We start from the raw sequence: 24,317 nt of genomic DNA on the forward strand, positions 1-24,317 counted from the left end.
GCTTATAAACTATAATTTACAAAGAAGCGCAATCTATTCATTTTCGATTTTTTCTAATTAAGATTTCTTTTAAGCGGGATCATGCATATTCACATTGTTGGGATTTGCGGCACTTTCATGGGAGGCATTGCAGCCATTGCGAGAGAATCCGGATATAAAGTAACAGGTTGCGATCAAGATGTTTATCCGCCGATGAGTACACAGCTTGAATCTCAGGGAATAGAATTAATACCGGGTTATTCAATCGAGCAGATCCAACTTCAGCCGGATATATTCGTAATTGGTAATGTAATTACCCGCGGAAACCCGTTGATGGAAGAAATTCTTAACCGGAATTTACCTTATATTTCCGGCCCACAGTGGTTATCAGAAAATATTTTGAGGCATCGCTGGGTGCTTGCCGTTTCCGGTACGCACGGCAAAACCACGACCAGCTCGATGCTAGCCTGGATATTAGACTACGCTGGATTAAATCCGGGTTTTCTGATTGGTGGAATTCCCGAGAATTTTGGTTTATCTGCAAGAATTGGAATTATTCGATCAGAGCACACACAGGATTCTGAATTAAATTCAGCAGAAATTTCACCATTCTTCGTTATTGAAGCCGACGAGTATGACACGGCTTTTTTCGATAAACGTTCTAAATTTGTTCATTATCATCCAAGAACTGCAATATTAAATAATATTGAATATGATCATGCGGATATCTTTCCTGATCTTTCTGCCATCAAACGTCAATTTCATCACTTTGTACGAATCATTCCCAATAACGGCTTGATCATTGCCAATGGAAAAGATGAGAATATAAAACAAGTTTTGACACAAGGCTGCTGGACGCCCTTAGAGGAATTTGGAACTGAACGGAAGTGGAATACTCAATTGCTTGCAAACAATGAAATAGATATTTATTTTGCTCAAATCCATCAGGGGTGTTTACACTGGGATTTACTAGGTGAGCATAACCGCATGAATGCTTTGGCAGCATTAATCGCTGCCAGACATGCCGGAGTACCGGTCGAAACAGGAATTGCAGCACTATCAAAATTCAAGAGTGTTAAACGTCGCATGGAGAAACGCGGTACCGTCAACGGCGTTACGGTTTATGATGATTTTGCACATCACCCTACTGCAATTCAAACAACACTGAATGGTTTAAGAACCCATGTTGGTCGAAAAAGAATTATCGCCGTACTCGAACCTCGCTCTAATACAATGAAGATGAGTGTTTGGAAAGATTATCTTGCACACAGTCTGCAAGAAGCAGATCATGTTTTTTGCTTTACGCGTGACTCACAATGGGCAAAATCAACTCTCTGCACGCTAAATAATCGAGTCGATTATTGCGATGATTTAAATCAGCTAATACAAAAAATCGTGGCAATCACAAAACCTGAAGATCATGTCTTGATCATGAGCAATGGCGGCTTTGGCGGCATTCATGACAAATTATTATCAGCCTTACAAGAGAATCAGTGATGGCTGTTAGTGCAAATTCCGGAACAGGCTAGCGATAGCTACTCACCATCGAATTCACATAATGCAAAGACTCTATGTCCAAGCTTCTCCAGGCGAGCCCTCCCCCCCACATCCGGCAAATCAATAACGAAACAACATTCCACGATTTCCCCGCCCATATCCTCTATCAGTCCTGCAGCCGCTTCCGCAGTCCCTCCGGTTGCAATCAGATCATCAATCAAAAGTATCTGATCTCCCGGTTGAATTGCATCTCGATGAATCTCAATACGGTCACTGCCATATTCTAATTGATAGTCTTTTCCCAATGTTTCTGCAGGAAGTTTATTTTGTTTACGGATAGGCACGAAGCCTTTGCCTAGTTGGTACGCAACCGGCGCACCAATGATGAATCCTCGCGACTCGATCCCAGCCACCTTATCAATCGTAACTGAATCGTAACGGCCTGCAATCTCTTGTATTGTGGTATACAACCCGCAAGGATCTTTTAATAACGTTGTTATATCACGAAACATGATTCCATGTCGCGGATAATTCGGGATGGTGCGAATACGAGATTTAATTGGCATATTTGTGTGTATTTGAACAAATAATAAGCAAGCGATGGCTTGTTAATGAAAAAGGCCTCAACCTATTACAGGTTGAGGCCTTTCTTAGAATGACTTCAATAACTACTACACTAAATCAAATCTTAGTGATCCATCGCAGCTTTTGCATCAAAGCTTGCAGGAGCTTTAATCTGAGTCATCAGGTCATCGTTCCATTTACCTTCAACGTTCATATGCAGTGCAGCACCCAGCAGTACAGCTTCAATCAGGTTATGACTGAGGTATACATATAGGCCTGGTTGATGGAATTCATAGGCTGCAGCAACTGCGGAACCGGCTGGAACAAACCAAGTTTCTTGGCTGGTCAACGGTGTATCGCTGAATGAACCACCTACCCAGTATAGATCAGCATGACCACCAATCAAATGCGGATAGGAAGCACGGTTAGCTTGAGAGTGGATAAACAATACTTTTTCACCTACTTTAGCTTTCAGCGCATTGTCACCGGTAATTGCACCAACCGCACCGTTGAACACTACGTGAGTTGGAATGAGTCCTTTAGACACTTCTAGCATGTCTGCCATGCCTTCGGCTGGTGAGCCATAGGTTTTGAAGTTACCTTTATCGTCTTTTGGCAGATAGAAATCTTGTTCACCAATGTAAAAAGCTTTATCGTATGTGTATGGCTTGCCTTTCGCATCTTTCAGACCATCACGCGGCAATACCATAATGGCTCCATTCATGCCAGAAATGACATGAAATGGAATCATGGTTCCACCAGGGGCGCAATGGTAAACAAATACACCTGGCTTCACAGCTTTCCAGCGCAAAACCACTTCTTCACCCGGCTGTACCAGTGTTAAACCAGCACCACCCAATGCACCGGTTGCTGCATGGAAATCTACGTTATGTGCTAATGTACTGGATTTTGGATTAGATAATGTCAACTCAACATAATCACCTTCATGCACAATGATGAGCGGACCGGGAATGCTGCCATTAAAAGTCATACCCCAGGCTTTTGCACCAGGAGCAACTTCTATTAGTTTTTCCTCGAATTCCATATGTATTTCAACAATCTTTGGACCACCTTTGGCAACCTGATCGTGTGCAGGTACGTTTGGTGGAGCCACCAGTTTTTGTTTTACACGTGGTAATTTAGAAATGTCTTGCGCTACCGCTACTTGTGTAGCAGCAAAACAAAGCAACCCTAAACCTATTACCGCCTGAACAGCTTTAATCATATATCCCTCCATAAATGATGAACTTTGCGCTTTTTTTTATGCGCCATTCTTAATTCGTTGAGACAATCTCAAATTGCTTCAACACCTTCCCTTTTCTGAATCTCAAGAGTAAAGGGCAGTGCCGGAACTATACACTTTCTTCGTTGCACTGTCTATTTTTGCGTAACGTAAACTACTGAAATCTTTTTGATAAAGTCACAATATGAACAGGGGATTTTTTCATTGCGTGAATGCATAATCACCCTGTTAACCTTGTGATAATTTAATTTTTGCAGCGGTTAAATTCTCTTGTGCTCCTCTGAGCACAAAATAACGTCACCAGTTTCTAATCCTGTTTCATTGGCAAGCCACCAATGCTTCCCCTTTTCCTCGCCGTTACTTCAGCAACCAGACCCGCAAACTCACACTCTCAAAAGTTTTATTGATGGCTGCCGCACTTCTAGCCGCCATTATTATTACGAGGAGTCACAAAAATAATCTTCATGATCGTTCTCCGTTTCATCGGTTACTCTCCAGGATAGAAGCTGCCCAACAAGAATTGACAGTACTGTTGCTGTCTGAACGAGCTGGAGAAAAAACCTTCCACTAATCCTACCGCGCTTGCTTGCGTCGCTCCCAAACCAAATATAATACGTTTCATGACAATGAGTACATCCCTATGAAAAACACTTCAGAATCGGGGCAATCACAATCTATTTAAGCCATAATGCTATAATGGCCCTGATTTAATAATTCAAAGCAAAATGCCAGTACCTCATCTTTCCACAGCCCTGCGCGGTCCTATTCTTGACCTCGAAAATCGTATCATTAATGCCATGCCAACCATCGAACATTGGATGAGAGGCAAATGGCGCGAGTATACAGTGCCATTTTACTGTTCCGTAGATTTACGTAACAGCGGTTTTAAACTGGCACCCGTTGATACCAATTTGTTTCCCGGTGGGTTCAACAATCTAAATCCGGACTTCATTCCTTTATGTGTACAAGCGATGATGAATGCAATCGAAAAGATATGCCCGGATACGCATAGCTTATTGTTGATTCCGGAAAACCACACACGCAATATCTTTTATCTGCAAAACATTGCCACCTTGCAAAATATTATGCAACGGGCCGGACTGAATGTCCGTATTGGTACCTTATTGCCGGAAGTCACTACAGCCATCGATATTGATCTTCCCGATGGGCAATCTATACAGCTTGAGCCGATTGTGAGGAAAAACAATCAATTGGGTGTAGAAAATTTTCAACCCTGCGCTGTGTTGCTTAACAATGATCTATCCACAGGCATTCCGGAGATTTTACAAAATCTGAATCAAATTGTGATTCCTCCTTTGCATGCCGGCTGGGCAACGCGCCTAAAATCTAATCATTTTGCCGCTTATGATCGCATTGCTCTGGAATTTGCGGATTTGATCGGCATTGATCCTTGGTTAATCAATCCACGTTTTAGCTCATGTGGAGAAATTAATTTTCATGAAAAACAAGGTGAGGAATGCGTAGCAGCGGCTGTTGACCGCATTATCTCGGTGATCAGGAAAAAGTATCAACAATATGGTGTTAAGGAAGATCCTTTCGTCATTGTCAAAGCCGATTCGGGAACTTATGGAATGGGAATCATGACAGTAAAAAATGGCACCGAAATTTATAAGCTAAACCGCAAACAGCGGAATAAAATGGCCGTAGTGAAAGAAGGATTGCAAGTTTCCCATGTGTTGGTACAAGAAGGCGTTTATACATTTGAAACGATCAATCAAGCGGTAGCGGAACCTGTTATCTATATGATAGATCGTCACGTCGTCGGAGGATTTTATCGCGTTCATACCGGGCGCGGTATCGACGAAAACCTTAATGCTCCCGGCATGCATTTTGTTCCTTTGGCATTTGAAACCACTTGCCTGGAGCCGAATGCCTCCCAACCTAATATCATTCCGAATCGTTTTTATGCCTATGGCGTTGTAGCGCGTTTGGCGCTATTAGCCGCCGCATTGGAATTGCAGCAAACCGATACTTCGGATGCGAAATTAAGTTCCGCATAAATTCCGCTATGAAGCTTGCCTTTATCATTGACCCACTGGATTCCATGAAAACGCATAAGGACACCAGCTATGCCTTGATCTGTGAGGCAATTGCGCGAAACCATCAGGTCTGGGTACTTTATCAACATGACATCGTATTGATCAACCATGTTGTCACAGGCTTTTCGCGCGCACTGTTACTCATAAATCCATCATCTGCGGATGGTTTGTGGTACAAAATCAGTGATATTTCGGCAACTCCTTTGCACGAATTTGACATTGTATTAATGCGCAAAGACCCGCCGTTTGATATGGAATATATTTACAGTACGTACTTGCTGGAATTAGCTGAGACCCAGGGTGCCTGGGTAATCAATAGCCCCAGGAGTATTCGCGATTACAACGAAAAATTTGCGATCACTAAATTTTCACAATTTATTACCCCTACGCTAGTAACCAGCCAGGCGCACTTAATTAGGGAATTTCTTATTATTCATCATGATATTATCTTAAAACCACTGGATGGCATGGGAGGTGCCAACGTGTTTCGTATCCATCTTGCAGACTATAATATCAGCGTGATTCTCGAAATGCTCACTCACTATGGAACCCGAACCATCATGGTGCAGCGCTTCATTCCTGAAATCGCTCAAGGCGACAAACGTATCCTGCTGATTGCAGGCAAAGCGGTACCTTTTGCTTTAGCGCGCATTCCTAAGCTCGGTGAAACGCGCGGCAATCTTGCTGCCGGCGGTACGGGGACAACGCAGCCCCTATCTGCGCGCGACAAAGACATTGCAGACTCGTTAGGCCCGGAATTGGTTAAAAATGGTTTAATGTTGGTAGGATTGGATGTGATTGGTGATTATTTAACCGAAATTAATGTCACCAGCCCCACAGGAATGCAGGAAATTACACAGCAGACCGGATTGAATGTTGCAGCTATGATGCTTGACGCCATTGAAGAAAACTTCAAATCAAGGAATACCGAAATAATCCCTATATCAAAATTATGATCAGTTCACTTTGTGCATCGCCTTAATAAATCGCTCACTCTCATCATATCCAAGATTCTTCAATACAAAACTGCAGCTAATCCAAAATGAAATATTGCCTCAGCTAGGCATCTGTCAGTAAAATCCAATTTCAACCCATACAAAAATACCCAATCATCATGCGAGTCAGCTCACCCTTATATAAAATCGTATTGTTTGCCTGTTTGTATTTCTCATCGTCCATTACACACGCTAACCGGGTTGCGTGCTTTACAACCAATATGGGGCAATTTTGTATTGAGCTTTTTGAAACACAGACACCGATCACAACCGCCAATTTCATTAGTTACATCAACAATGGCGCCTATATTGATGGAATCTTCCATCGCAGTGTTCCTGAGTTTGTCATCCAAGGCGGCGGCTTTAAAATTATTCCTGGCACCACCGGAGAATCGCTCACCGCCGTAAGTCCCCTTCCTCCAATTATTAATGAATTTAAAATTTCCAATACCCGTGGAACTGTGGCCATGGCAAAAATTGGCGGCAACCCCAACAGCGCAACCAGCCAATGGTTTGTCAACTTAAATGATAACGCTTTGAATCTGGATAATCAGAATGGAGGATTTACCGTATTTGGTCGCGTTATTTTTGATGGCATGACTGTCTTCGATGCTATTGAAAAACTCCCCGTAAGAGACCTGGGTAGTGGCAGCTTTACCGACACGCCACTGAAAGATTATGATGGCTCATCATCCGTATCATTTAATAATCTAGTTCGGATAAGCATGGTTGAACTCATTGACACAGCAAGCGTCTTCAGCCAGGAAATTTTGAGTTTTGCGGTGGATATCGGAGCGGAAAATGCACTGGAAGTCAACTTACGGTTGATTCAAAATAGCCCTTCCATTGTATTTGAACTCGACCTGAACAATATAGTAACGCTGGACAATAAACCCCTTAATATCGCCACTTTCTTGAGCACAAATGGTCAATTACATATTCCATCAGCAATGATCAATCCATCCACCATTCTCAGAAACGTGCAACTGCAATTAACCGATGCAGAATCGTATCAATTCACCTTAGTCAGTTACGAATAAAATTTCGATGTGGCAAAGATACGCCTCAATGGGACACGCTGGAAACTATCGTTTGCTTTAATTTAAGTATTTCAGGTTGATTGAGCGTTTCTTTTTCCAATAGCTCTTGCGCAGTTTGATCCAGCAAACCACGATTGGATTGAAGTATACTGAGCGCACATTCCAGGGCTTGATCAACCAACATACGAATTGCAACATCGATCTTGCTGGCAGTTTCTTCACTGTAATTTCGGCTTTGTGGCATAGCAACATTGGGTTGTAGAAATACCGATTGCTCTCGGTCATACGCCACGTTACCCAATGCTTCGCTCATGCCATACCTCAGCACCATGGCGCGAGCAATATCGGTGGCGCGTATCAGATCATCTGCCGCACCGGTGGAAGCTTCCTTAAATACGATTTGCTCGGCTGCGCGCCCTCCCAGCAATACCGCCATTTTATTTTGCAACTCCACACGAGTCATTAAATAGCGATCCTCGGTAGGGCGTTGAATGGTGTAACCCAGTGCACCGACACCCCTTGGAATAATGGATACTTTATGAATCTCATCGGTACCCGGTAATGCCAACGCCACCATCGTATGCCCAAGTTCATGAAATGCCACTACACGGCGTTCATCGGGGTTCAACAGACGGTTACGTTTTTCCAATCCTGCCACGATGCGCTCAATCGCATTATTAAAATCCGCCATCGTTACCGACGGCGCGGCACGCCGGGTTGCTAACAGAGTCGCCTCGTTGATAAGGTTAGCCAGATCTGCTCCGGTAAATCCCGGCGTCAATGCTGCAACTTCCTCAATTCTAACGTCGTTATGCAACTTCACCTTTCTTGCATGGACATTAAGAATTTGTTCCCGCCCAATTTTGTCAGGACGATCCACCAACACCTGGCGATCAAACCGTCCGGCCCGCAACAACGCCGGATCAAGAATTTCCGGTCTGTTGGTCGCTGCCAGCAGCACGATGCCACTGCTGGAATCAAAACCATCCAGTTCGGCCAACAGTTGATTCAGGGTTTGCTCCTTTTCGTCATGCCCGCCACCCAATCCGTAAGCACCGCGTGCACGCCCCAGTGCATCCAGTTCATCAATAAAAATTATCGCCGGCGCCATCTGTCTTGCTTGTTCAAACAAGTCACGCACCCTGGCCGCACCCACACCGACAAACATTTCTACAAATTCCGAGCCGGAAATGGAGAAAAACGGCACACCCGCCTCACCCGCCACTGCGCGTGCCAACAATGTTTTCCCGGTGCCTGGCGGCCCCACCAGCAAAATCCCTTTCGGTGCCCGTCCACCTAAACGACCATAATCCACCGGATTTTTTAAGAAATTAATGATCTCGACCAATTCTTCCTTGGCTTCATCGACACCCGCCACATCGTCGAAAGTCACCTTTGTTTCCTTTTCCACAAATACTTTGGCGTGGCTTTTACCGATCGACATCAGCCCGCCTCCCATACTGCTTCCCATGCGGCGAATCACAAATAGCCAGATTCCGACAAAAATTGCTGTCGGCACAATCCAGGACAATAAATCACGCAACCAGGTGCTTTGTACCACACCGGTATAAACCACATGATATTTATCCAGAATTTCCGCTAACTCAGGCTCCACCCGTGTCGTAACGAAATCTTTATATCCATCCGCGTGTTTTTCTTTCAATGTTCCAAAAATCTGATTCTCGGTAATCGCAATCTCAGCTACCTGCCCCTGCTCCAGCAAATGCTGGAAACGACTATAGGGAATGGGCTCAACTTGAGTATATTGCTTATACAAATTTTGCACTAACAGCAAAGCCAATAGCGCCAGGGTAACAAACCAGAAATTAAGATGCGTTCTTCTGTCCATTGATTAATTCCAAAATTGGGTTAGAAAATTTATCCATTAGAACGATACATGCGACATTATAAGATAATGTCTGCATAAGTTTCTGCACTACAGCCCAATGAATTGTGACGATCAGAATTAGAAACGCCAGTCTAGTTGCAGACCGCCGATATTGATTTGCTCAGAAAACTGTCCGGAAAGGAAATCTCCCGTTACGCCCCTGCGACTGATTGAAGGAGTATCCATAAACAGATGCGCATACGCACCATGAATGGAAATATTATTCCGCACTGCATAAGTAAAACCAACGGTCAACCAATAACGATCGCTATCGGGAATTCGAGGCGATCTGTGTTGTGCATTGCGAACCGGCGTTTGATCATAAGCAAATCCTGTTCGCCATACCCATTTATGGGTTGCGGAAAAATAATTAACCCCGAAAGCATAACGCCACGTATCGTTCCATTTCAGATTTTGTACATCATCGGATTGCGATGAGGAAAAATTCGTTCTGAGCTCTCGAACCAAACTCCAGTGCGTCCATAAAGCATCCGCTGAAACTTCCCAGCGCGGATTGAGATGGTGCGAGAAACCGAATAAGACCGAGTCCGGCAAAGTCACTGGCGTAACCGCATGCGTATCCACCAAAATATTCCCTTGCGTCAACGCAATAGCTTTATCCGGCAAGGTAAAATTTGCATTCCCCTTTACGTCATGAGCAATGCGGGAACGATAACTGACGCCGAATCGAGTATCAGGAGTCAGCGTGTAAAATGCGCCTAAATTGTAGCCAAAGCCGACGCTGTCACCCTTGAGCGAAACATGCCCGTCCGCGGCTTGCGGCGCAATTCCCTGACTTAAGCATGGCAATGCTCCCTGCACTAAAAAACATGCCGGCCCCAGATCAATTGCGTTGGTTAATTTGGATCTCAAGTACTGCACATTAAAACCGGCACCTAAAGAAAATTTTTCGGTCAGCTTGAACGACAGAGACGGATTAAAATTAATCGTCAGAACTTCTGAATCAATGGCTTGGTAACGCCCTTTCCAGTCCGAATCATAACTATTGCGCATGCCATAAGGTAGATTAAATCCAAAACCAAAGGCTAAGCGGTTCGACAATTCCTGCACATAATAAAAATTCGGAATAAAAACCGATTGCCCGGCATCTCCGCCATTCCCACCCGTAAGCGGCGCGTTACCCAGCCGCGAAGCGCTATCATGAAAAGTTGCAGATGGTGCGATATAGTAACTCGCGGCAGAAATCAATTTACCCCGCACCTGGCTCATCGCAGCCGGATTAAAGAACACCATACTGCCATCGCTCGTATTAGTGGGCGCGCCGGAGAACGCTTGACCCAATTCCTTGACACTGTGTTCCATCACAGCAATACCGGCACCGGATACTGGCGCAGAAGCCACGAGTAGAATAAGCCCGGCACGATACAGAAACTTCCAACAAGATAAACCTTCTGCAATACATCTCATGTTAATGAACATGCTCCCGTAATTTATTCTCCAGTGCCTTACCCAGCTGTTGCACTATAGAAACTTACTTTATTTCAAAAAAATTAGGCTCAATTTTTTGAGTATGGCTATAAGAATTTTCTGACATATAACACAATGAATATTCTAAATCTTTTACGCAATCAGCATTGCGCCAGAGAAAACTGCATATTTACTCATCGATTTCAAAGCGCTGAAAATTTATGCACCTTTACTCTAAACTGCGCTTGCACATTCATCATAAACATTCAGTAATACTGCAAAAATCTCCATTATCTTGCCGCAAAAAAGCCTTATTATATGATGTTAAGATCCAATTAATTGCAATGTGAATTCCCAATCTCCCTCCCCCAACCGTTCCGGCGCATTACTGGCAGAACAAATCAAGCTGGCTTATCAGCAAGCTCCTAAGGCATTATTTGTCACATTGATTGTTGCCACTATGTTAGCTTATATTTTTTGGGAATTGGTCGGAAAAAACTGGCTTTTAGGCTGGGTGGCGGCTATTTATGCTCTCACTTTCGTCAGGTTTCTGATCGTCAAGGCCTATTTCCGTAAAAAACCATCCGCTGCCGAATCAGTAATCTGGGGACAGCAATTTTATATTGGCGCACTGTTAGCAGGGATACTGTGGGGTTCTGCCGGAAGCATTTTTTTTGTTGCTGATAGTGCCATTCATCAATTATTTCTAGCTTACTTGCTGGGCGGCATGGTTGCAGGCGCAATGGCAACCTTATCGTCGTATAAAGGCGTCTTTTTAGCTTTTTCGATACCTGTTGCGCTTCCTTTCACCTATCAGGTCATCATGCACGAAAGTGACATTCAGATGATCATCGCGCTGACTTTTTTGTTGTTTGTATTTACGATGGGCAGAATTTCACACCAACTGCACCAAACAGTCACGGATTCGCTAAAATTTCGTTTTGACAATATTGAGCTGCTAAAACGCCTGATTCAAACCAAGAATCAGCTGGAACAGCGAGTAGCGGAGCGTACCGAAGCGCTCACCATAACCAACGATATCCTGCATCAGGAAAAAGAGCTGTTTCAGATCACATTGGCAAGTATCAGTGATGCAGTCATTACCACAGATGCGAATGAAAAAATTACTTTTCTGAACCCGACTGCGGAAATATTTACCGGTTGGAGCAATGAGGAAATGCACAACAAACCACTGCATGAAGCGTTCCATATTATGGACATAGCCACCCATAAACCGGTACCGGACCCCCTGGCAGATTACTTAAACGAACTTGAAAATTCTCCCCAGCACAGCGAATGTATATTGGTCAATAGAGACAAGAAAGAATACATCATTGATTACGCTGTAGCGCCGATTCAAAACGAACAAAAACATAGGATTGGTGCCGTGATAACATTCCGCGACGTGACAGAACAACGTAAGCGGACGTTGAAACTTGCTTACCAAGCAGCACATGACTCGTTAACCGGTCTGCTCAATCGCAAGGAATTCGAGAATCGCCTCAGCAAAATCCTAACATCCATGCGCAAGAATGACATGCATGCGCTGCTGTATCTTGACCTCGATCAATTCAAAATTATCAACGACAGTTGCGGCCACAGTGCCGGTGATAAGTTATTGCGCCAAGTAACCGCATTATTGCATTCCAAACTGCGTGCAAGAGATACATTGGCACGTCTGGGCGGTGATGAATTCGGTGTTATTCTTGAGCACTGCCCAAAAGATCAAGCGCTACAAGTAGCCGACACATTACGTGAGTCGGTACAAAATTTCCGTTTCCAGTGGCGCGGAAAAACTTTCACTATTGGGGTAAGCATCGGGTTATTTCCGATCACTCATGGAAATCAGGGGCTTGAGCATGCACTCAATGCGGCTGACAGTGCCTGTTATGCTGCCAAAGAACAAGGACGCAATCGAGTACAGTTATATCAATCCATACCTCATCTGCAAGGTTCTGTTGAAATGCAACAATGGCTACCGCGTATTCGGAACGCCCTGACAGAGCAACGTTTTCAGCCTTATTATCAACCAACCCAATTAATCTCGTCAGAGCACGCGGAACAAGAACAACATGGTGTAATTTTATTGCGTCTGCACGATGAGAATGGCCGACTGATTATGCCTGGAGCATTTCTATCTGCCGCGGGGCGGTATGATCAAGTACTGCCAATTGATCGCTGGGTGGTGCAGCGATCACTACAGTTCATAAGAGCGCATGCAACGCACACGACCAATGCAATCTACACCATCAATATATCCGGACAAGCACTTGTAAATGAAAATTTTCTTGATTTCACGGTAAACAGCATCAAAGACAGCCAGTTGGATCCCGCCTGTATCTGTTTCGAAATCAGCGAACAGACTGCGCTGAATGATTTACAGCATGTCATACGTTTTGTCACTACCTTGAAAGAACTGGGTTGTCGCATTTCTATTGATGATGTTAGCAGCAACTTATCATCGCTCAATTATTTGAAAGATATTCCACTTGATTATCTGAAAATCGACGGACGAGTAATCAAAAATATGCTTACCGATCCAGTCAACCAGGCAATGGTTGAATCGATTCATCACATCGGCCATATCATGCGACTTAAAACGATCGCCGTATGGGTGGAAAATGATCAAACACTACAAATCCTGGAAAATATCAGTGTCGATTATGTACCAGGCTTCTGGGTAGCTGAACCCACACCCCTTAATGCGAGCTTACCTTTAACTGACAAAAAAGGCTGAGGAATAATCTGCAGTCCGCTTTCTTGTCTACATTGCACTATGCGTGTACAAACCAATTTTATTTTGAAATTCTTAGCGAAAGGATAAAAGCTTCAAATTGGATGCATTCAGTCAGGTATTGGATCAGGGAATACCAGGCGGATAATGCTGATCAGGTATTCCGAAGTAATGGGAAACCGACACCGGAGCAGGAAGAAATTCGTCAGTTGAAAGCGCAAATCAAGCAGCTCAAGCTGGAGAGGGAAATACTAAAGGAAGCGACTGGAGATTCAACCGGTCATAGCAACACTGCTGAAATTTTCTGTGATGGCGATAAAAAATTCAACGTTTTTCTAGGTCGATCATTTAACTCTTCTGCCATCATATCGAGTTGCTCCTGTGAATAAACGGATAGATCGGTCTTTTTAGGCATATATTGATGCAGTAGTTTATTAGTATTCTCATTGGTTCCTTTTTACCAAGGTGACTTAGGATCACAGAAATAGACTTTGATATCGGTATCAATAGTGAACAGTTTGTGCTGCGCCAATTCCATTCCTCGATCCCAGGTCAACGATTTTTTCAGTTGCTGGGACAGCTCAATGACTTTTTGGGTGATAGCGCTAACCACAGCATGAGTATCGTTCCCGGTTAATTTAACCAGCAATGTATAACGGGAACTTCGCTCGACTAAGGTTGCGATATACGACTTTTGGGTACCGCAGATTAAATCGCCTTCCCAGTGTCCCGGGATGATTCGATCGTTCATCTCTTGCGGCCGATCATGGATGGATACCGCATCAATAATAGCGCCTCGGGCATTGCCTTTGGTATTGAAGTGCTTGGACTGACGCATCACCCGTTGCGTTCGCAACTGCCGGAGTAGCTCTTTTTTAAAGCACCGCGCGATTGAATAAACAGCATTTTATAGAGGGTTTCATGTGAAATATGCATAGCCGATGCTTTAGGATAAGTTTGTTTCAACCAACCTGCCACTTGTTCTGGCGACCACTGGCTAGCCAGTTTATCCGATACGATAGCGCGTAAGTTGGCGTCGTCATTAAGCCTTGCAGGTCTTTGGCCGTTTGGCTTTCATCCAGGCGCGTCTATCGGCTGCTACAGCACGGTATTTCGACAGTCCGCCATTGCGGTTGATTTCTCGGGAAACCGTTGAAGTGGTCCTGTTGAGATTTCTGGCAATCGCCCTAAAGGATAAATTAGCCGATAGGCCTCGTGATATTTCCTCACGCTCTAGTAACGACAAGTCCCTGACCGAACGTTTGGGTGGCGATGGCTTTATTCCACCGGATTTTTGTAAGTAGCAAAATACCGAACCGGCATGTTTATTCAATTGCCGGCCAATTTCACTCAACGATTTGCCTTCTGACCATAGCTGCCACATGGTTTCCTGTTGATGATATGTAAATATGCCAGCTCAAACTTGCCAGAACACAAGAAACACGCAAAAAAGCACGGTGCAATTAGCTCAACCAATCGCGCAGACGAGCTCTTTCAGCTGGTTATGGGAATTATAGCCAGTGGTGCATAGCGGAGAATTTACCTCAAGCGCTAGGATAATTCGATATTGACATATGGAATTATCCCCTCTAGAGTAAATGCCGCTTACGTGCTAAAAAGTGCGGAGCAAGTACCATTATACTAAAACATATAATTTAAGAGGAAATATATACTATGAAAATAACCAAAATCGTCATCATAAGCTCTGTTCTTGGATTACTATTATCAGGCATCGCGCAAGCTGCAGAGCAAAATTTTAAAGTTGTTATCAATGCTTATGACACTACAATTCCAGAGCTCAAAGTCGAAGGTGTAACGGTTAACAATATTCGTGCTTTTAATGTTCTCAATGAGCCCGAAACATTAGCTGTCAAAAAAGGAACTGCAGTCAAAATCACTGTAGAGAACAAATCACCCATTAGCGAAGGATTTGCCATTGATGAATACGAAATTAAAGAAATAATTAAAGCAGGAGAAACAAAAGTTATTTCTTTCGTAGCCGATAAAGCTGGTGCCTTTACTATCTGGTGTCAACTCCATCCAAAAAATATCCATTTACCAGGCTCTTTGAATGTCATCGAATAAAGAGCTTTGATATATTGCGAAGTGCTTACTTTCTGCTTCTCAATGAAATGAGATCTACCGGTTAAATTGAATCTTGAATTCAACTGAATGATTCTCCCATCCTTAGTTACAAATCACAAGAACAAACGGGACTTGTAACTAAGGATGGAAACTGCCATTAGAATTATGTTTAACTTAACGAAATGCCCGATAAAAAGATAACTTTCAAACTTCATTCATCACACGTCAAATTGCCTAATTCATCAAAATTTTTCGTAGCAAATGTGTGGCCGTCTTCTTTCTTACGCTAATTCATGCAGGCACTTCTTATTGCGTTCAATATAAATGAGATGTTCGCAAAAATAAGCAGAGGAGCAACAATCCTTTTTAAACATTCATTGAATGCATTTTTCTGAGCAATTCTTGCTTGCTGTTTCTCAATAGCGGATGGTCGTTAGGCAATTGCTTGGTATGGCATATGGTCAGCTCGCGCCACATGGATTTTTTCAGCGACTTGATCCTCAGAAAAGGGGGTTCAGGCTTTATCGTATACTCGCAGGCGATAGTAGAGCAATTTCTCACTCACCGATCAGTAGTCTCAAACTGAACCACATTCTCTTCTCCGGCATACTTTTCCTCAGCCACAAAATGGAAAACTAAAAGAGCCTCCGAATAACCGTCATTTCACATGCGGGGATAAATCTATATGATGACTCTAAAAAATTCCCTCACTATCCGAAATGGCAAACAATGCTATTCAGAGGCTCCTATATCACCTCAGATCAAAGCTTGACATACATCATTATTTTTATTTACTGGGCTTACCTGCACGTAATACAGGATAGAATTGGGTAAAGACCATATCGTGTGCAGCATGTTCCGTGTGGCAGGCAGCACATGCCTCATCAGCTTGGATAATACCTTGTTTGGCTTCATACGATTCAAAACCAAAAAATGCCCAGTTGCCAGGCCTTTCAGAATAGCGTTTGGAATCTTTCACCATAGCGGCAATACCATTGAACTCGCCTGGGAAATAGCCATTTCCGCTGGGTGAGGCTTTGCTTCCAACGCCAGCTAACTCTTTAACGATAACTGTTCCATCACGGAATTCACCTGTTTTCTTCCAGTGATCCCAGCTGGTAGGGTCAATATAGACATTATGAAATTCTGGAAAGGCTGCTTTATCATCGTTTAATTCATTGGGTGTCACAGATGCACCAATAAAAACCCATTCACGATAGCCTTTAGGAGTTAGCAATACATGTTCTTTAGTAAAGCTACCATAATTAAGCCCTTTGTGTGCATGATGCGCATCTGAAGCAATCACTGGATTTGCCAACGCAATGGACAACAATACGAGAGCAATACTGCTTAATAACGTTTTTTTAAACTGTAACATAATAAGCCCTTAAGTTAGTTAAAGAAACATACAGAAAACAGCAACAACTTGTACTGCCTTCCTTTTTTATGGTAGTTAGACAAAGTGTCTTCGTCAAGGGATTATCATTCTCTTACTGCAGCGAATATAGCCCTTCAAGTCTTGCAGATAAACAATTATTGATTATTTTATTTCTAATTGACACCCAGGAAAATTCGAGTTCGACCGCACTCTCTTTATCGTAGCTATTCTTAAACCAGTTCTTGGAGAAACATCATAATCAAATTTCTTTCTACTGAATTTAAAGAATAATGCCACTGAGCAGTATATTCACACTCTGATACCCTACAATCTGATGAAAAACTATTTTTCTCCGATTCACCTGCTATTTTTCATTGCTCTACTCGGCATCCTGGTGATTTTAATCCAGGTAAAGTTACTGTCTTTTGCTCTTGTAAAGCTGGGGCTGTCGCCGGAATTTGGATTGATGGTACTGTTTCTTTCCTTGCTTGGCAGCACCGTGAATCTACCCGTCACAAAAACTAAAAGAAATACATCTAAGCAGGCATTCACACACCCTGCCTGTAAGGATTCGATTGGAAGCCCCGCACCATCACTTCATAATGAAACACAGATTTTTATCAATCTTGGAGGCTGTTTGATACCGGTGACGCTATCGATTTACTTGTTTTCCAATAGCACGCTGAGTCTCTCGTTCACACTGCTGGAAATCTTTATCATGGGCAGCATCAGCTATCTATGTCTTCAGTCGTCCGATTCAGGGGCTTGGCATCGGCATGCCGGTTCTGATCGCTCCAATTAGTGTCGCATTAGTGGGATTATCAATCAGTCCGGAACAAAGTGCTTCGTTAGCGTATATCAGCGGCACATTAGGAGTATTGATCGGCGCAGATTTATTGCGCATAAAGGATATTTTCCGGCTCGGCGCACCGTATGCCTCGATCGGCGGTGCAGGTACATTTGATGGAATATTCATCACCGGTATTGTAGCGGCTCTGCTGGCCTAACAGGCCATTGAAAAACATTTTCGAAGCAGCTGATCAAGACAAAAACAAGTGAAGGAATAACCTACAAGACTCTCAAACGGAGAGCCGCAGCGTCACCACATAACCGCCCCCTTGTCATGCTTATATTCCCTGCTCAATATGAGTTTCAGGAGAACGGACATTAACACATCTGTCTTTGTGCTCCACTATCAATCGCAGGCGATACTTCCGGCTGACAACTCGTAATACCCATTCTATCTTTCCGTTGATTGTGGTCTTGTCGATCAGGACACCGTCGGAATCAAACTAACTGAATATATGGATGCATCCGCAATAAAACATTTTAGCAACTTGCTGCAGGATGTTTATTTAACCATCAAATTTTTAAATATAGCCTAACTTATTTGGGTAACGTTTTACTGGGTCTACCGAAGTTATATCCCTGCACCAGATCGATACCCAACTTTTTAACCATCCTAAAGGTATCTTCATCTTCAACGTATTCCGCCACGGTTATTTTTCCTAATCCATGCGCCACATCCACCATCGCTTTAACAAAAACCTGATTGTCCCGATTATTGTGCAAGCCAGTGATAAACAGACCATCTATTTTCAGAATCTCCACGCCTAAGTACTTAAGATAACCAAAGGTGGAAAAACCACTGCCAAAATCATCCAGGCACACTTTACAGCCTGACTGATGAATGGACTCAATAAAACGTTGAGCATCCTGAATATCAGAAACGGCAGCGGTTTCGGTTAACTCAATAATCAGGCGACCAGGTTCAACACCTCGTTCCATCAATAATTTTCGAATATAAAGCGGTAAGGAAGGCTCATCGAATGTTCGCCCGGAAATATTGATCGCCAGTGGTGGCATACTAAGATCATTGGCCAATTTCTCGATACACTCTTTTATAACCCAACGATCAATATCCAGAATTTGACCACTTTTCTCAGCAATTGGAATGAATTGACCTGGCATGATCAAGTGACCCGATCGCTCCAGATCCCGCATTCTGATCAGTGCCTCAATATGACTGAGCATTTTATCACTGGTTAAATAAATGCCTTGAAAATGCAACTCGAACAGATCCTGCTCCAATGCCTGAGCGATTCTGCTACGCCATGTCATTCGTTGCAACATAGCCTCCGAATCATCTCGTGCCGAATCATAAATTGCCCATGTGTTTTTGCCTTGGTTTTTGGCCTGATACATCGCGGTATCCGCATGCGCAATCAAATCTTCGGTGGTTTCGCCGTGCTCTGGAAAGATCGCTACACCCAAACTGCTTGTAAGACGAATATTTCTACCATGAAAACGCAATGGAATGGATGAAATAGCAGTGATAATGCGGGAGGGTAAAACATTTATTTCCTCCTCCGGATGAATAATGCTGAGTATGGCAAACTCGTCACCGCCGAGCCGGGCGAAAATTTCTATCTGCCGAATAATGCTGGATATTTCACCGGCAGCTCTGACTAATACCGTATCACCCGCGCTATGCCCGAAAGTATCATTGATATATTTGAAATCATCCAGGTCGAAATATAACAAAGCAAATTTTCCCCGGCTACGCAAACAGTTTGCAATCAAAGATTCGAGTTGCTCCTGAAAGCGATGTCGATTGTAAAGGCCGGTTAACGGATCACGCTCGGCTAAATACAACAATTGCTGAGCGGTTTGACGTTCTTGCGTTATGTCTTCGTAAATCCATAACCGTCCTAATAGCCTACCTTCTGCATCAGTAACCGGATACGATAATTGGGTTAGCATGCGACCATCGCTTAGCTCCAGTTCGAAGCGTTCGCTAATTTCATGCGTATGCATAACATTGAGAACAAACTTAGAGGCATGAGTCGGCTGCGCAAAACGTTCTGTGGATTTTTCCAGAACAATTTTCGTAGGCAATCCTGTCAGATCGTCATGTTCGTTGACTAACCACATCCTCAAAAAAGCCGGATTCACGTATTCAACCCGACGTTCGTTATCTTCAAACAAAATACCAATGTTCATGGCTGCAAGCAAGGCACCCATACGGCTTTGTTCGCGCTCCGCCAAAATACGTAGCTCACGCTGATGCTTTTCGGATAGCTTTAATTCTTCCAAAGAGTGATTCAGCGCTTCCTCACTTCTTTTTAAAGCGATTTCTCTGGTTTTGCGTTCTTCAATATCGGTGTGTATGCCCAGCATACGCAACGGACGATTTTGATCGTCGTATTCCACCAGCTTACCGTGTGACAATATCCATTTCCAAGTGCCCTGCTGTGTAAGCTGTCGAAATTCCACCTGATAATCTTCACGCAAACCGCTAATGTATTCCTGATAAATTCGACATACCCGTTCCTGATCTTCCGCATGCAAGCGCTCCCGCCATTTACTGTTAGTTTCTACAAATGTATGGGGCGAATAACCAAGCATCAACGCATATTCCGGATTTACTAATACTTCTCCCGTTTGGACATTAAGATCCCACAGGCCCTCATTGGCAGCAGTCAGAGCCAGACGCAGACGTAACTCACTATTCACTAAATCTCGATGAGCATTCTTGCGCGCAGTCTGGAGGCCGGTGATTGAGCATGCGATCATCATATTGGTGGCGACAAAAACGCACAAAATAAAATGATCTAGCGTTAAAGAACCATTTACAAAAGGACCCAGGCCTTGCGCAGTACCCCAGGCTGCTATCATGGAAATAGCCGTTGCTGCTAGCACAGCATCAACCGTACCTAAACGCAAACATGCCCAGATCAAAGGAGGGAATACCAGAAAAGCGAGTGATAGTTGCAAATCTCCGAGTGCAAAAGCACTTCCGAATACCACCCAAGCAATTACAACGCAGACAATGATAATAAAGATGGATTCAACGTTTAAAGCTTCGTGACGAGTTGGCTTATTTTTATAAGAAGTTACCCCAACTAATAATAGCGGAGCAAAAATCCATATGCCTACAATATCGCCAAACCACCAACCTAGCCAGGCTTGTTGTATCTGATCCGCTACCAGATTGTCACTAATAAATAAAGCCAACACACCGAGACTGGATGGCAATAACATACAACCCGGCACGATGAGGATAAAAGCCAGCAAATCGCGGCTGCGCGAAAAATCATTTTTGAAATTGACCACTTGCTTAAGCAATATCGCACCTGATATCGGTCCTAGAGTGTTACCTAATGCAATGAGACTGGCCGTGGATAACATAAGATCACCGGTGGTTAAATTGACTAGCAATGCACCCAAAAAAATACCCGGCCAGCACCAAAATCCCCAAACCATGAGTGCCGCAAGGGCTATTCCCGCGGGAGGCCAGAATAAGGTGATGTTCGATCCCATATAAGGAAAAATCAAACCCAATTTGCCGGTCGCAAAATAGATTATGGTTAATAAAGCAACCCCTAAAATCTGAAACACCAATGATGCAGTTTTCTTTTTTTTCATTTGCTTCAGTATTAAAATTGGAGAATCAAATTTAAACATAAGAATCATTATCTTATGTTACACAAAAATGCTTTCCAGACTAGGGCTCATATTTGTTATTGCGGACTATACAGCTTATGAGGTTACATAAAAATAGTTATCATGTACTGGTAATGTAGGTTATTCGGAAAATTGTGATAAGCAATCTTTGGCATTGCAGGAACACAACAACTCGTGCCAATTGCATCTCAATTTTTAGTGTTACTGTTTTGTAGCGATATATGATATAAAGAAGGGATGTGCTATGCGAAAGTATCCAGCAAGTCGGCCTTTTCCATGACAATTGCTATGTGCGGTCAAATAGCACAATCTTTTTAAGGATGTTTTGATATTAATTATCTTCAATATCATAAGGAGTAATAGTCATGAAAAAGATATCAAATATTATTGCAATTGGAATATTGGCGCTTTTCTTGAGTACCCAGGCTACAGCATCCGACGCACCAGAGAAAATGAAGGCGATGGAACATATTGACGAAGCTATCAAGCATGGGAAAATGGGGCATGCCAAAGAATTGCTTGAGCATGCCAAGGAAAGCCGGGATCAAGCTAATGCAGCATTGGCAGCAGGTGCCGATGCTCATATGGATCAAGCTGTCAAGCATTTAGATGAAGCTATCAAGCACGCTGAAATGGGACATGCCGATGAAGCAACCAAGCATGCCGAAGAAGCCCATAGCCATATGCATCAGTCCGGTGGCAGAGCTCATAATTAAATTTTAACTTTAGTACAGAATATGTACCCTCAGTATCACTGGGGGGTACATCATAGACAAGACATTCATTAAGAATGTCCTTCTATAGAGCCTCTTCAATACTACCCACACCATTTATTTTTCTATTGCAAGCCCGGTTGTTCATGCGCAATCTCGGCGCAAAATAATGTGACAGAATCAATGCTGCAACCTGGGTACTGCAAGCGCCGAGTGCGGTCGGCTTGAGGATATCGGCTTTTAATGAAATTCGATTGTGGGCATGACTAAAAGTATTGTTAAAGTATAAGCGCCGTGCAAATTTCTAACCAACAGGGCTTGCAATCGCAAAACAGCAGTAATTTCCTTTTTTGACTATACATTCTTTATGCTCGATATCAACCTTTAACAGTGAAGCCAAGAAACTCAAATCAAGCGCACAGAACCCCTGATATTCTTCCGCAAGCTTATAAAAAATACAGTTATTAGCGATAATCTCAGTATATCTCTCCGAAATCTGCTTCACGCTTGCATCATAACCAAGCTCACACATAATGGTCACTACTTCACGCAATCTATCAGCAGATGACAATTGTTTTGTCATACGACTTTCAAATTCTCCGGCCATTTGCTCTCCAAGTGAGCGCAAACACAGTTGTGACTCCTGTTCACCCAGATTTTTATCAACCCAGGAAAGAAGCAGCTTTGCAATAAACGAATAGCGCCTTTGGAATAACTCTAGGCCGCTCGGAGATAATGAGTAAATTTTGCTCGGCCTGCCCCCTGTACTTTCCAGCATAGCGCTCTGAATAAAACCACTACTGCCAAGACTGGAAAGATGCTGATTCACTGCGTTGCGGGAAATAGATAATAAATGTGACAGCTCATCCACCGTAAGTCCATTGCGGTGGCGAAGTAAAGCGGTGACTAAGGATTGTTGACTCTGACCTAGCAATGATAAAGAGAACATTCTAGCTTTTTGTGATAATTAATCTTAAAAGTTTTGGCATATTTTTATTGCAAAAGCTCCAAAATATAAAGTAAAGTACAAATCCTCATAATATTATAGGAAGAGAGGAGAAATTAATGCTTACATATTTAATCATAGTTTTAGCAATTGCAGCTGTCGGTGGCGTTGTATTAGCCATGAAAATATTTTCCGGGCAGTTAGCACCCTGGTCTTTGTCCATAGTGCATGCTTTATTAGGTGCAACAGGTCTGGTCATGTTAATTCTGCTGGTTCTGGAAGGCTCAGGAGACGGACGTTTGACGGCCGCGCTTGGTTTGCTTGTAGTGGCTGCATTAGGTGGATTCTATCTCGCTTCGATCCATGTAAAGGGTAGCATTGCACCGAAAAATGTCGTGCTCATCCATGCAGGTGTGGCGGTGGCCGGTTTTCTCACATTACTGAGTCTGTTTATTTAGCTAGCCAGGAAATAATCCACATGAAACACCCTATCCACCCAATGTTAGTTCATTTTCCAATCGCAACTTGGTTTCTTGCAACAATGGCAGACATTGCCAGTCTCTTTACAAATGAACAAGTAGGGTGGGTAGCTGGGGTGTTGCTTATCATCGGAACGATCACCGCATTGCTTGCCATGATGACCGGCCTATTGGAACTTGGAAAAATCGATCAACAGAGCCCTGCACTCAAGATTGCGAATCAGCACATGATACTTATGATGATCAGTTGGTCTTTTTATGCGGTCAGCTTGTTTCTGCGTCTAAATGGCACACATCTTGAGCAACCAGGTTTAATGGCCATTTCTTTTTCGATTATGGGATTCATTTTTCTTTGCAGTGCAGGCTGGATGGGAGGAAAGCTCGTGTATGAACACGGTGTAGGTATTCATCACCTAAAGAAAGAAAATTTAAATCAATAACCTGACCATCCCTCCTCATTTGTTGTAATGCAACTTCTGACTTATCGATAGTGCCTCTGTATCAATTTACCTCGTATAATCTTTCATCCAAATCTCTTAATTTCTGATTAAGCTAAAACTATCAAAATGACCTTTTTTCTCAATTTAACCATGAAGAAATCCGTTCGCCGCTGCCAAAACCAAACCTAAATGACCAGGAGATCACCGAAGCATATACAAAACTACCTCGAAGTTACAGGGCGTCATACGATCTTTGTCTTTCCTGCGCCAGATATGCGCGGGGCAAAAATGCCTTTGCAAGTGATGTTGCAAAATAGCAATGGTAAGGTGGTTCATCAATTGACGAAGGAAATAACAGGCGAAATTACCTGATAATCCAAG

The 24,317-nt window shown here is 43.3% G+C and carries 20 protein-coding genes and 2 pseudogenes; 13 read left to right on the forward strand and 9 right to left on the reverse strand.

All coding sequences use genetic code 11. The features are described 5' to 3' along the window. Window positions 1–81 precede the first annotated feature (81 nt). Window positions 82–1,476 (forward strand): UDP-N-acetylmuramate:L-alanyl-gamma-D-glutamyl-meso-diaminopimelate ligase, encoded by a 1,395-nt coding sequence (gene mpl / locus ATY38_RS00585; RefSeq protein WP_062557580.1) that lies wholly within the window; start codon window positions 82–84, stop codon window positions 1,474–1,476. Between the two features lie 38 nt (window positions 1,477–1,514). On the opposite strand, the gene ATY38_RS00590 is transcribed toward mpl, so the two are convergent. From ATY38_RS00590 to ATY38_RS16790, 3 genes are all read right to left on the reverse strand, one after another. Next, window positions 1,515–2,042 carry an adenine phosphoribosyltransferase gene (locus tag ATY38_RS00590; protein WP_062557581.1) on the reverse strand — a complete coding sequence of 176 codons (528 nt, stop codon included), beginning with the start codon at window positions 2,040–2,042 and terminating at the stop codon, window positions 1,515–1,517. A gap of 122 nt (window positions 2,043–2,164) precedes the next feature. After that, window positions 2,165–3,265: a copper-containing nitrite reductase gene (nirK, locus tag ATY38_RS00595; RefSeq protein ID WP_062557582.1), complete on the reverse strand. Its 1,101-nt coding sequence runs from the start codon at window positions 3,263–3,265 to the stop codon at window positions 2,165–2,167. Window positions 3,266–3,770: 505 nt separating this feature from the next. After that, a complete protein-coding gene (locus ATY38_RS16790; RefSeq protein ID WP_256325495.1) occupies window positions 3,771–3,905 on the reverse strand; it encodes a hypothetical protein in 135 nt (44 codons plus the stop codon). 103 nt (window positions 3,906–4,008) lie between these two features. Between ATY38_RS16790 and gshA the strand changes: the two genes are divergently transcribed. The 3 genes from gshA (at window position 4,009) to ATY38_RS00610 (ending at window position 7,378) form a co-directional block, all read left to right on the forward strand. Then, window positions 4,009–5,304, forward strand: a complete 1,296-nt coding sequence (gshA, locus tag ATY38_RS00600) for a glutamate--cysteine ligase (RefSeq protein WP_062557583.1) — start codon at window positions 4,009–4,011, stop codon at window positions 5,302–5,304. Window positions 5,305–5,312: 8 nt separating this feature from the next. Beyond that, window positions 5,313–6,299: a glutathione synthase gene (gene gshB, locus ATY38_RS00605; RefSeq protein ID WP_062557584.1), complete on the forward strand. Its 987-nt coding sequence runs from the start codon at window positions 5,313–5,315 to the stop codon at window positions 6,297–6,299. Between the two features lie 158 nt (window positions 6,300–6,457). Then, window positions 6,458–7,378, forward strand: coding sequence for a peptidylprolyl isomerase (locus ATY38_RS00610; RefSeq protein ID WP_062557585.1), 921 nt, complete (start codon window positions 6,458–6,460; stop codon window positions 7,376–7,378). Window positions 7,379–7,403: 25 nt separating this feature from the next. Here the strand turns inward: ATY38_RS00610 and ftsH are convergent, their stop codons facing one another. Together ftsH and ATY38_RS00620 are read right to left on the reverse strand one after the other, a co-directional pair. Then, window positions 7,404–9,227, reverse strand: a complete 1,824-nt coding sequence (gene ftsH / locus ATY38_RS00615; RefSeq protein WP_062557586.1) for an ATP-dependent zinc metalloprotease FtsH — start codon at window positions 9,225–9,227, stop codon at window positions 7,404–7,406. A 117-nt stretch (window positions 9,228–9,344) separates the two neighbouring features. Next, entirely contained in the window at window positions 9,345–10,694 is a 1,350-nt protein-coding gene (locus ATY38_RS00620) for an OmpP1/FadL family transporter (RefSeq protein ID WP_062557587.1), read from the reverse strand. Window positions 10,695–11,040: 346 nt separating this feature from the next. Here ATY38_RS00620 and ATY38_RS00625 point away from each other — a divergent pair, with 346 nt between their 5' ends. Together ATY38_RS00625 and ATY38_RS15685 are read left to right on the forward strand one after the other, a co-directional pair. Then, window positions 11,041–13,431 carry an EAL domain-containing protein gene (locus ATY38_RS00625; protein WP_062557588.1) on the forward strand — a complete coding sequence of 797 codons (2,391 nt, stop codon included), beginning with the start codon at window positions 11,041–11,043 and terminating at the stop codon, window positions 13,429–13,431. 119 nt (window positions 13,432–13,550) lie between these two features. Beyond that, window positions 13,551–13,694, forward strand: a pseudogene (locus ATY38_RS15685) (IS3 family transposase); the annotation flags it as partial. A 6-nt stretch (window positions 13,695–13,700) separates the two neighbouring features. On the opposite strand, the pseudogene ATY38_RS15320 reads toward ATY38_RS15685, so the two are convergent. Then, window positions 13,701–14,812, reverse strand: a pseudogene (locus tag ATY38_RS15320) (IS30 family transposase). A gap of 290 nt (window positions 14,813–15,102) precedes the next feature. Here ATY38_RS15320 and ATY38_RS00645 point away from each other — a divergent pair. After that, the gene (locus ATY38_RS00645) at window positions 15,103–15,513 is read left to right on the forward strand and encodes a nitrosocyanin (RefSeq protein ID WP_062557590.1); all 411 of its coding nucleotides are present in this window, start codon (window positions 15,103–15,105) and stop codon (window positions 15,511–15,513) included. 787 nt (window positions 15,514–16,300) lie between these two features. Here the strand turns inward: ATY38_RS00645 and ATY38_RS00655 are convergent. Beyond that, window positions 16,301–16,891: a cytochrome P460 family protein gene (locus tag ATY38_RS00655; protein ID WP_062557592.1), complete on the reverse strand. Its 591-nt coding sequence runs from the start codon at window positions 16,889–16,891 to the stop codon at window positions 16,301–16,303. Window positions 16,892–17,225: 334 nt separating this feature from the next. On the opposite strand from ATY38_RS00655, the gene ATY38_RS16770 reads away from it, so the two are divergent. Both ATY38_RS16770 and ATY38_RS16775 read left to right on the forward strand, forming a co-directional pair. Then, entirely contained in the window at window positions 17,226–17,693 is a 468-nt protein-coding gene (locus ATY38_RS16770) for a DUF1614 domain-containing protein (RefSeq protein ID WP_250635667.1), read from the forward strand. Then, window positions 17,668–17,898 (forward strand): DUF1614 domain-containing protein, encoded by a 231-nt coding sequence (locus ATY38_RS16775; protein WP_250635668.1) that lies wholly within the window; start codon window positions 17,668–17,670, stop codon window positions 17,896–17,898. The genes ATY38_RS16770 and ATY38_RS16775 overlap by 26 nt, the downstream gene beginning before the upstream one ends. A gap of 379 nt (window positions 17,899–18,277) precedes the next feature. Here ATY38_RS16775 and ATY38_RS00665 read toward each other — a convergent pair whose 3' ends face one another. Continuing rightward, window positions 18,278–21,319, reverse strand: coding sequence for a bifunctional diguanylate cyclase/phosphodiesterase (locus tag ATY38_RS00665; RefSeq protein WP_235590350.1), 3,042 nt, complete (start codon window positions 21,317–21,319; stop codon window positions 18,278–18,280). A 404-nt stretch (window positions 21,320–21,723) separates the two neighbouring features. Here ATY38_RS00665 and smbP point away from each other — a divergent pair, with 404 nt between their 5' ends. Next, the gene (smbP, locus tag ATY38_RS00670) at window positions 21,724–22,074 is read left to right on the forward strand and encodes a small metal-binding protein SmbP (RefSeq protein ID WP_062557594.1); all 351 of its coding nucleotides are present in this window, start codon (window positions 21,724–21,726) and stop codon (window positions 22,072–22,074) included. 301 nt (window positions 22,075–22,375) lie between these two features. Here smbP and ATY38_RS00675 read toward each other — a convergent pair whose 3' ends face one another. Then, window positions 22,376–22,942, reverse strand: a complete 567-nt coding sequence (locus ATY38_RS00675; RefSeq protein ID WP_235590351.1) for a helix-turn-helix transcriptional regulator — start codon at window positions 22,940–22,942, stop codon at window positions 22,376–22,378. Between the two features lie 194 nt (window positions 22,943–23,136). On the opposite strand from ATY38_RS00675, the gene ATY38_RS00680 reads away from it, so the two are divergent. The 3 genes from ATY38_RS00680 (at window position 23,137) to ATY38_RS00690 (ending at window position 24,308) form a co-directional block, all read left to right on the forward strand. Beyond that, the gene (locus ATY38_RS00680) at window positions 23,137–23,475 is read left to right on the forward strand and encodes a hypothetical protein (protein ID WP_062557596.1); all 339 of its coding nucleotides are present in this window, start codon (window positions 23,137–23,139) and stop codon (window positions 23,473–23,475) included. A 20-nt stretch (window positions 23,476–23,495) separates the two neighbouring features. Then, window positions 23,496–23,936: a DUF2231 domain-containing protein gene (locus ATY38_RS00685; RefSeq protein WP_062557597.1), complete on the forward strand. Its 441-nt coding sequence runs from the start codon at window positions 23,496–23,498 to the stop codon at window positions 23,934–23,936. A gap of 189 nt (window positions 23,937–24,125) precedes the next feature. Further along, window positions 24,126–24,308, forward strand: a complete 183-nt coding sequence (locus ATY38_RS00690) for a hypothetical protein (protein WP_062557598.1) — start codon at window positions 24,126–24,128, stop codon at window positions 24,306–24,308. Window positions 24,309–24,317 lie beyond the last annotated feature (9 nt).

The organism is Nitrosomonas ureae (assembly GCF_001455205.1).
Taxonomy (GTDB): domain Bacteria; phylum Pseudomonadota; class Gammaproteobacteria; order Burkholderiales; family Nitrosomonadaceae; genus Nitrosomonas; species Nitrosomonas ureae.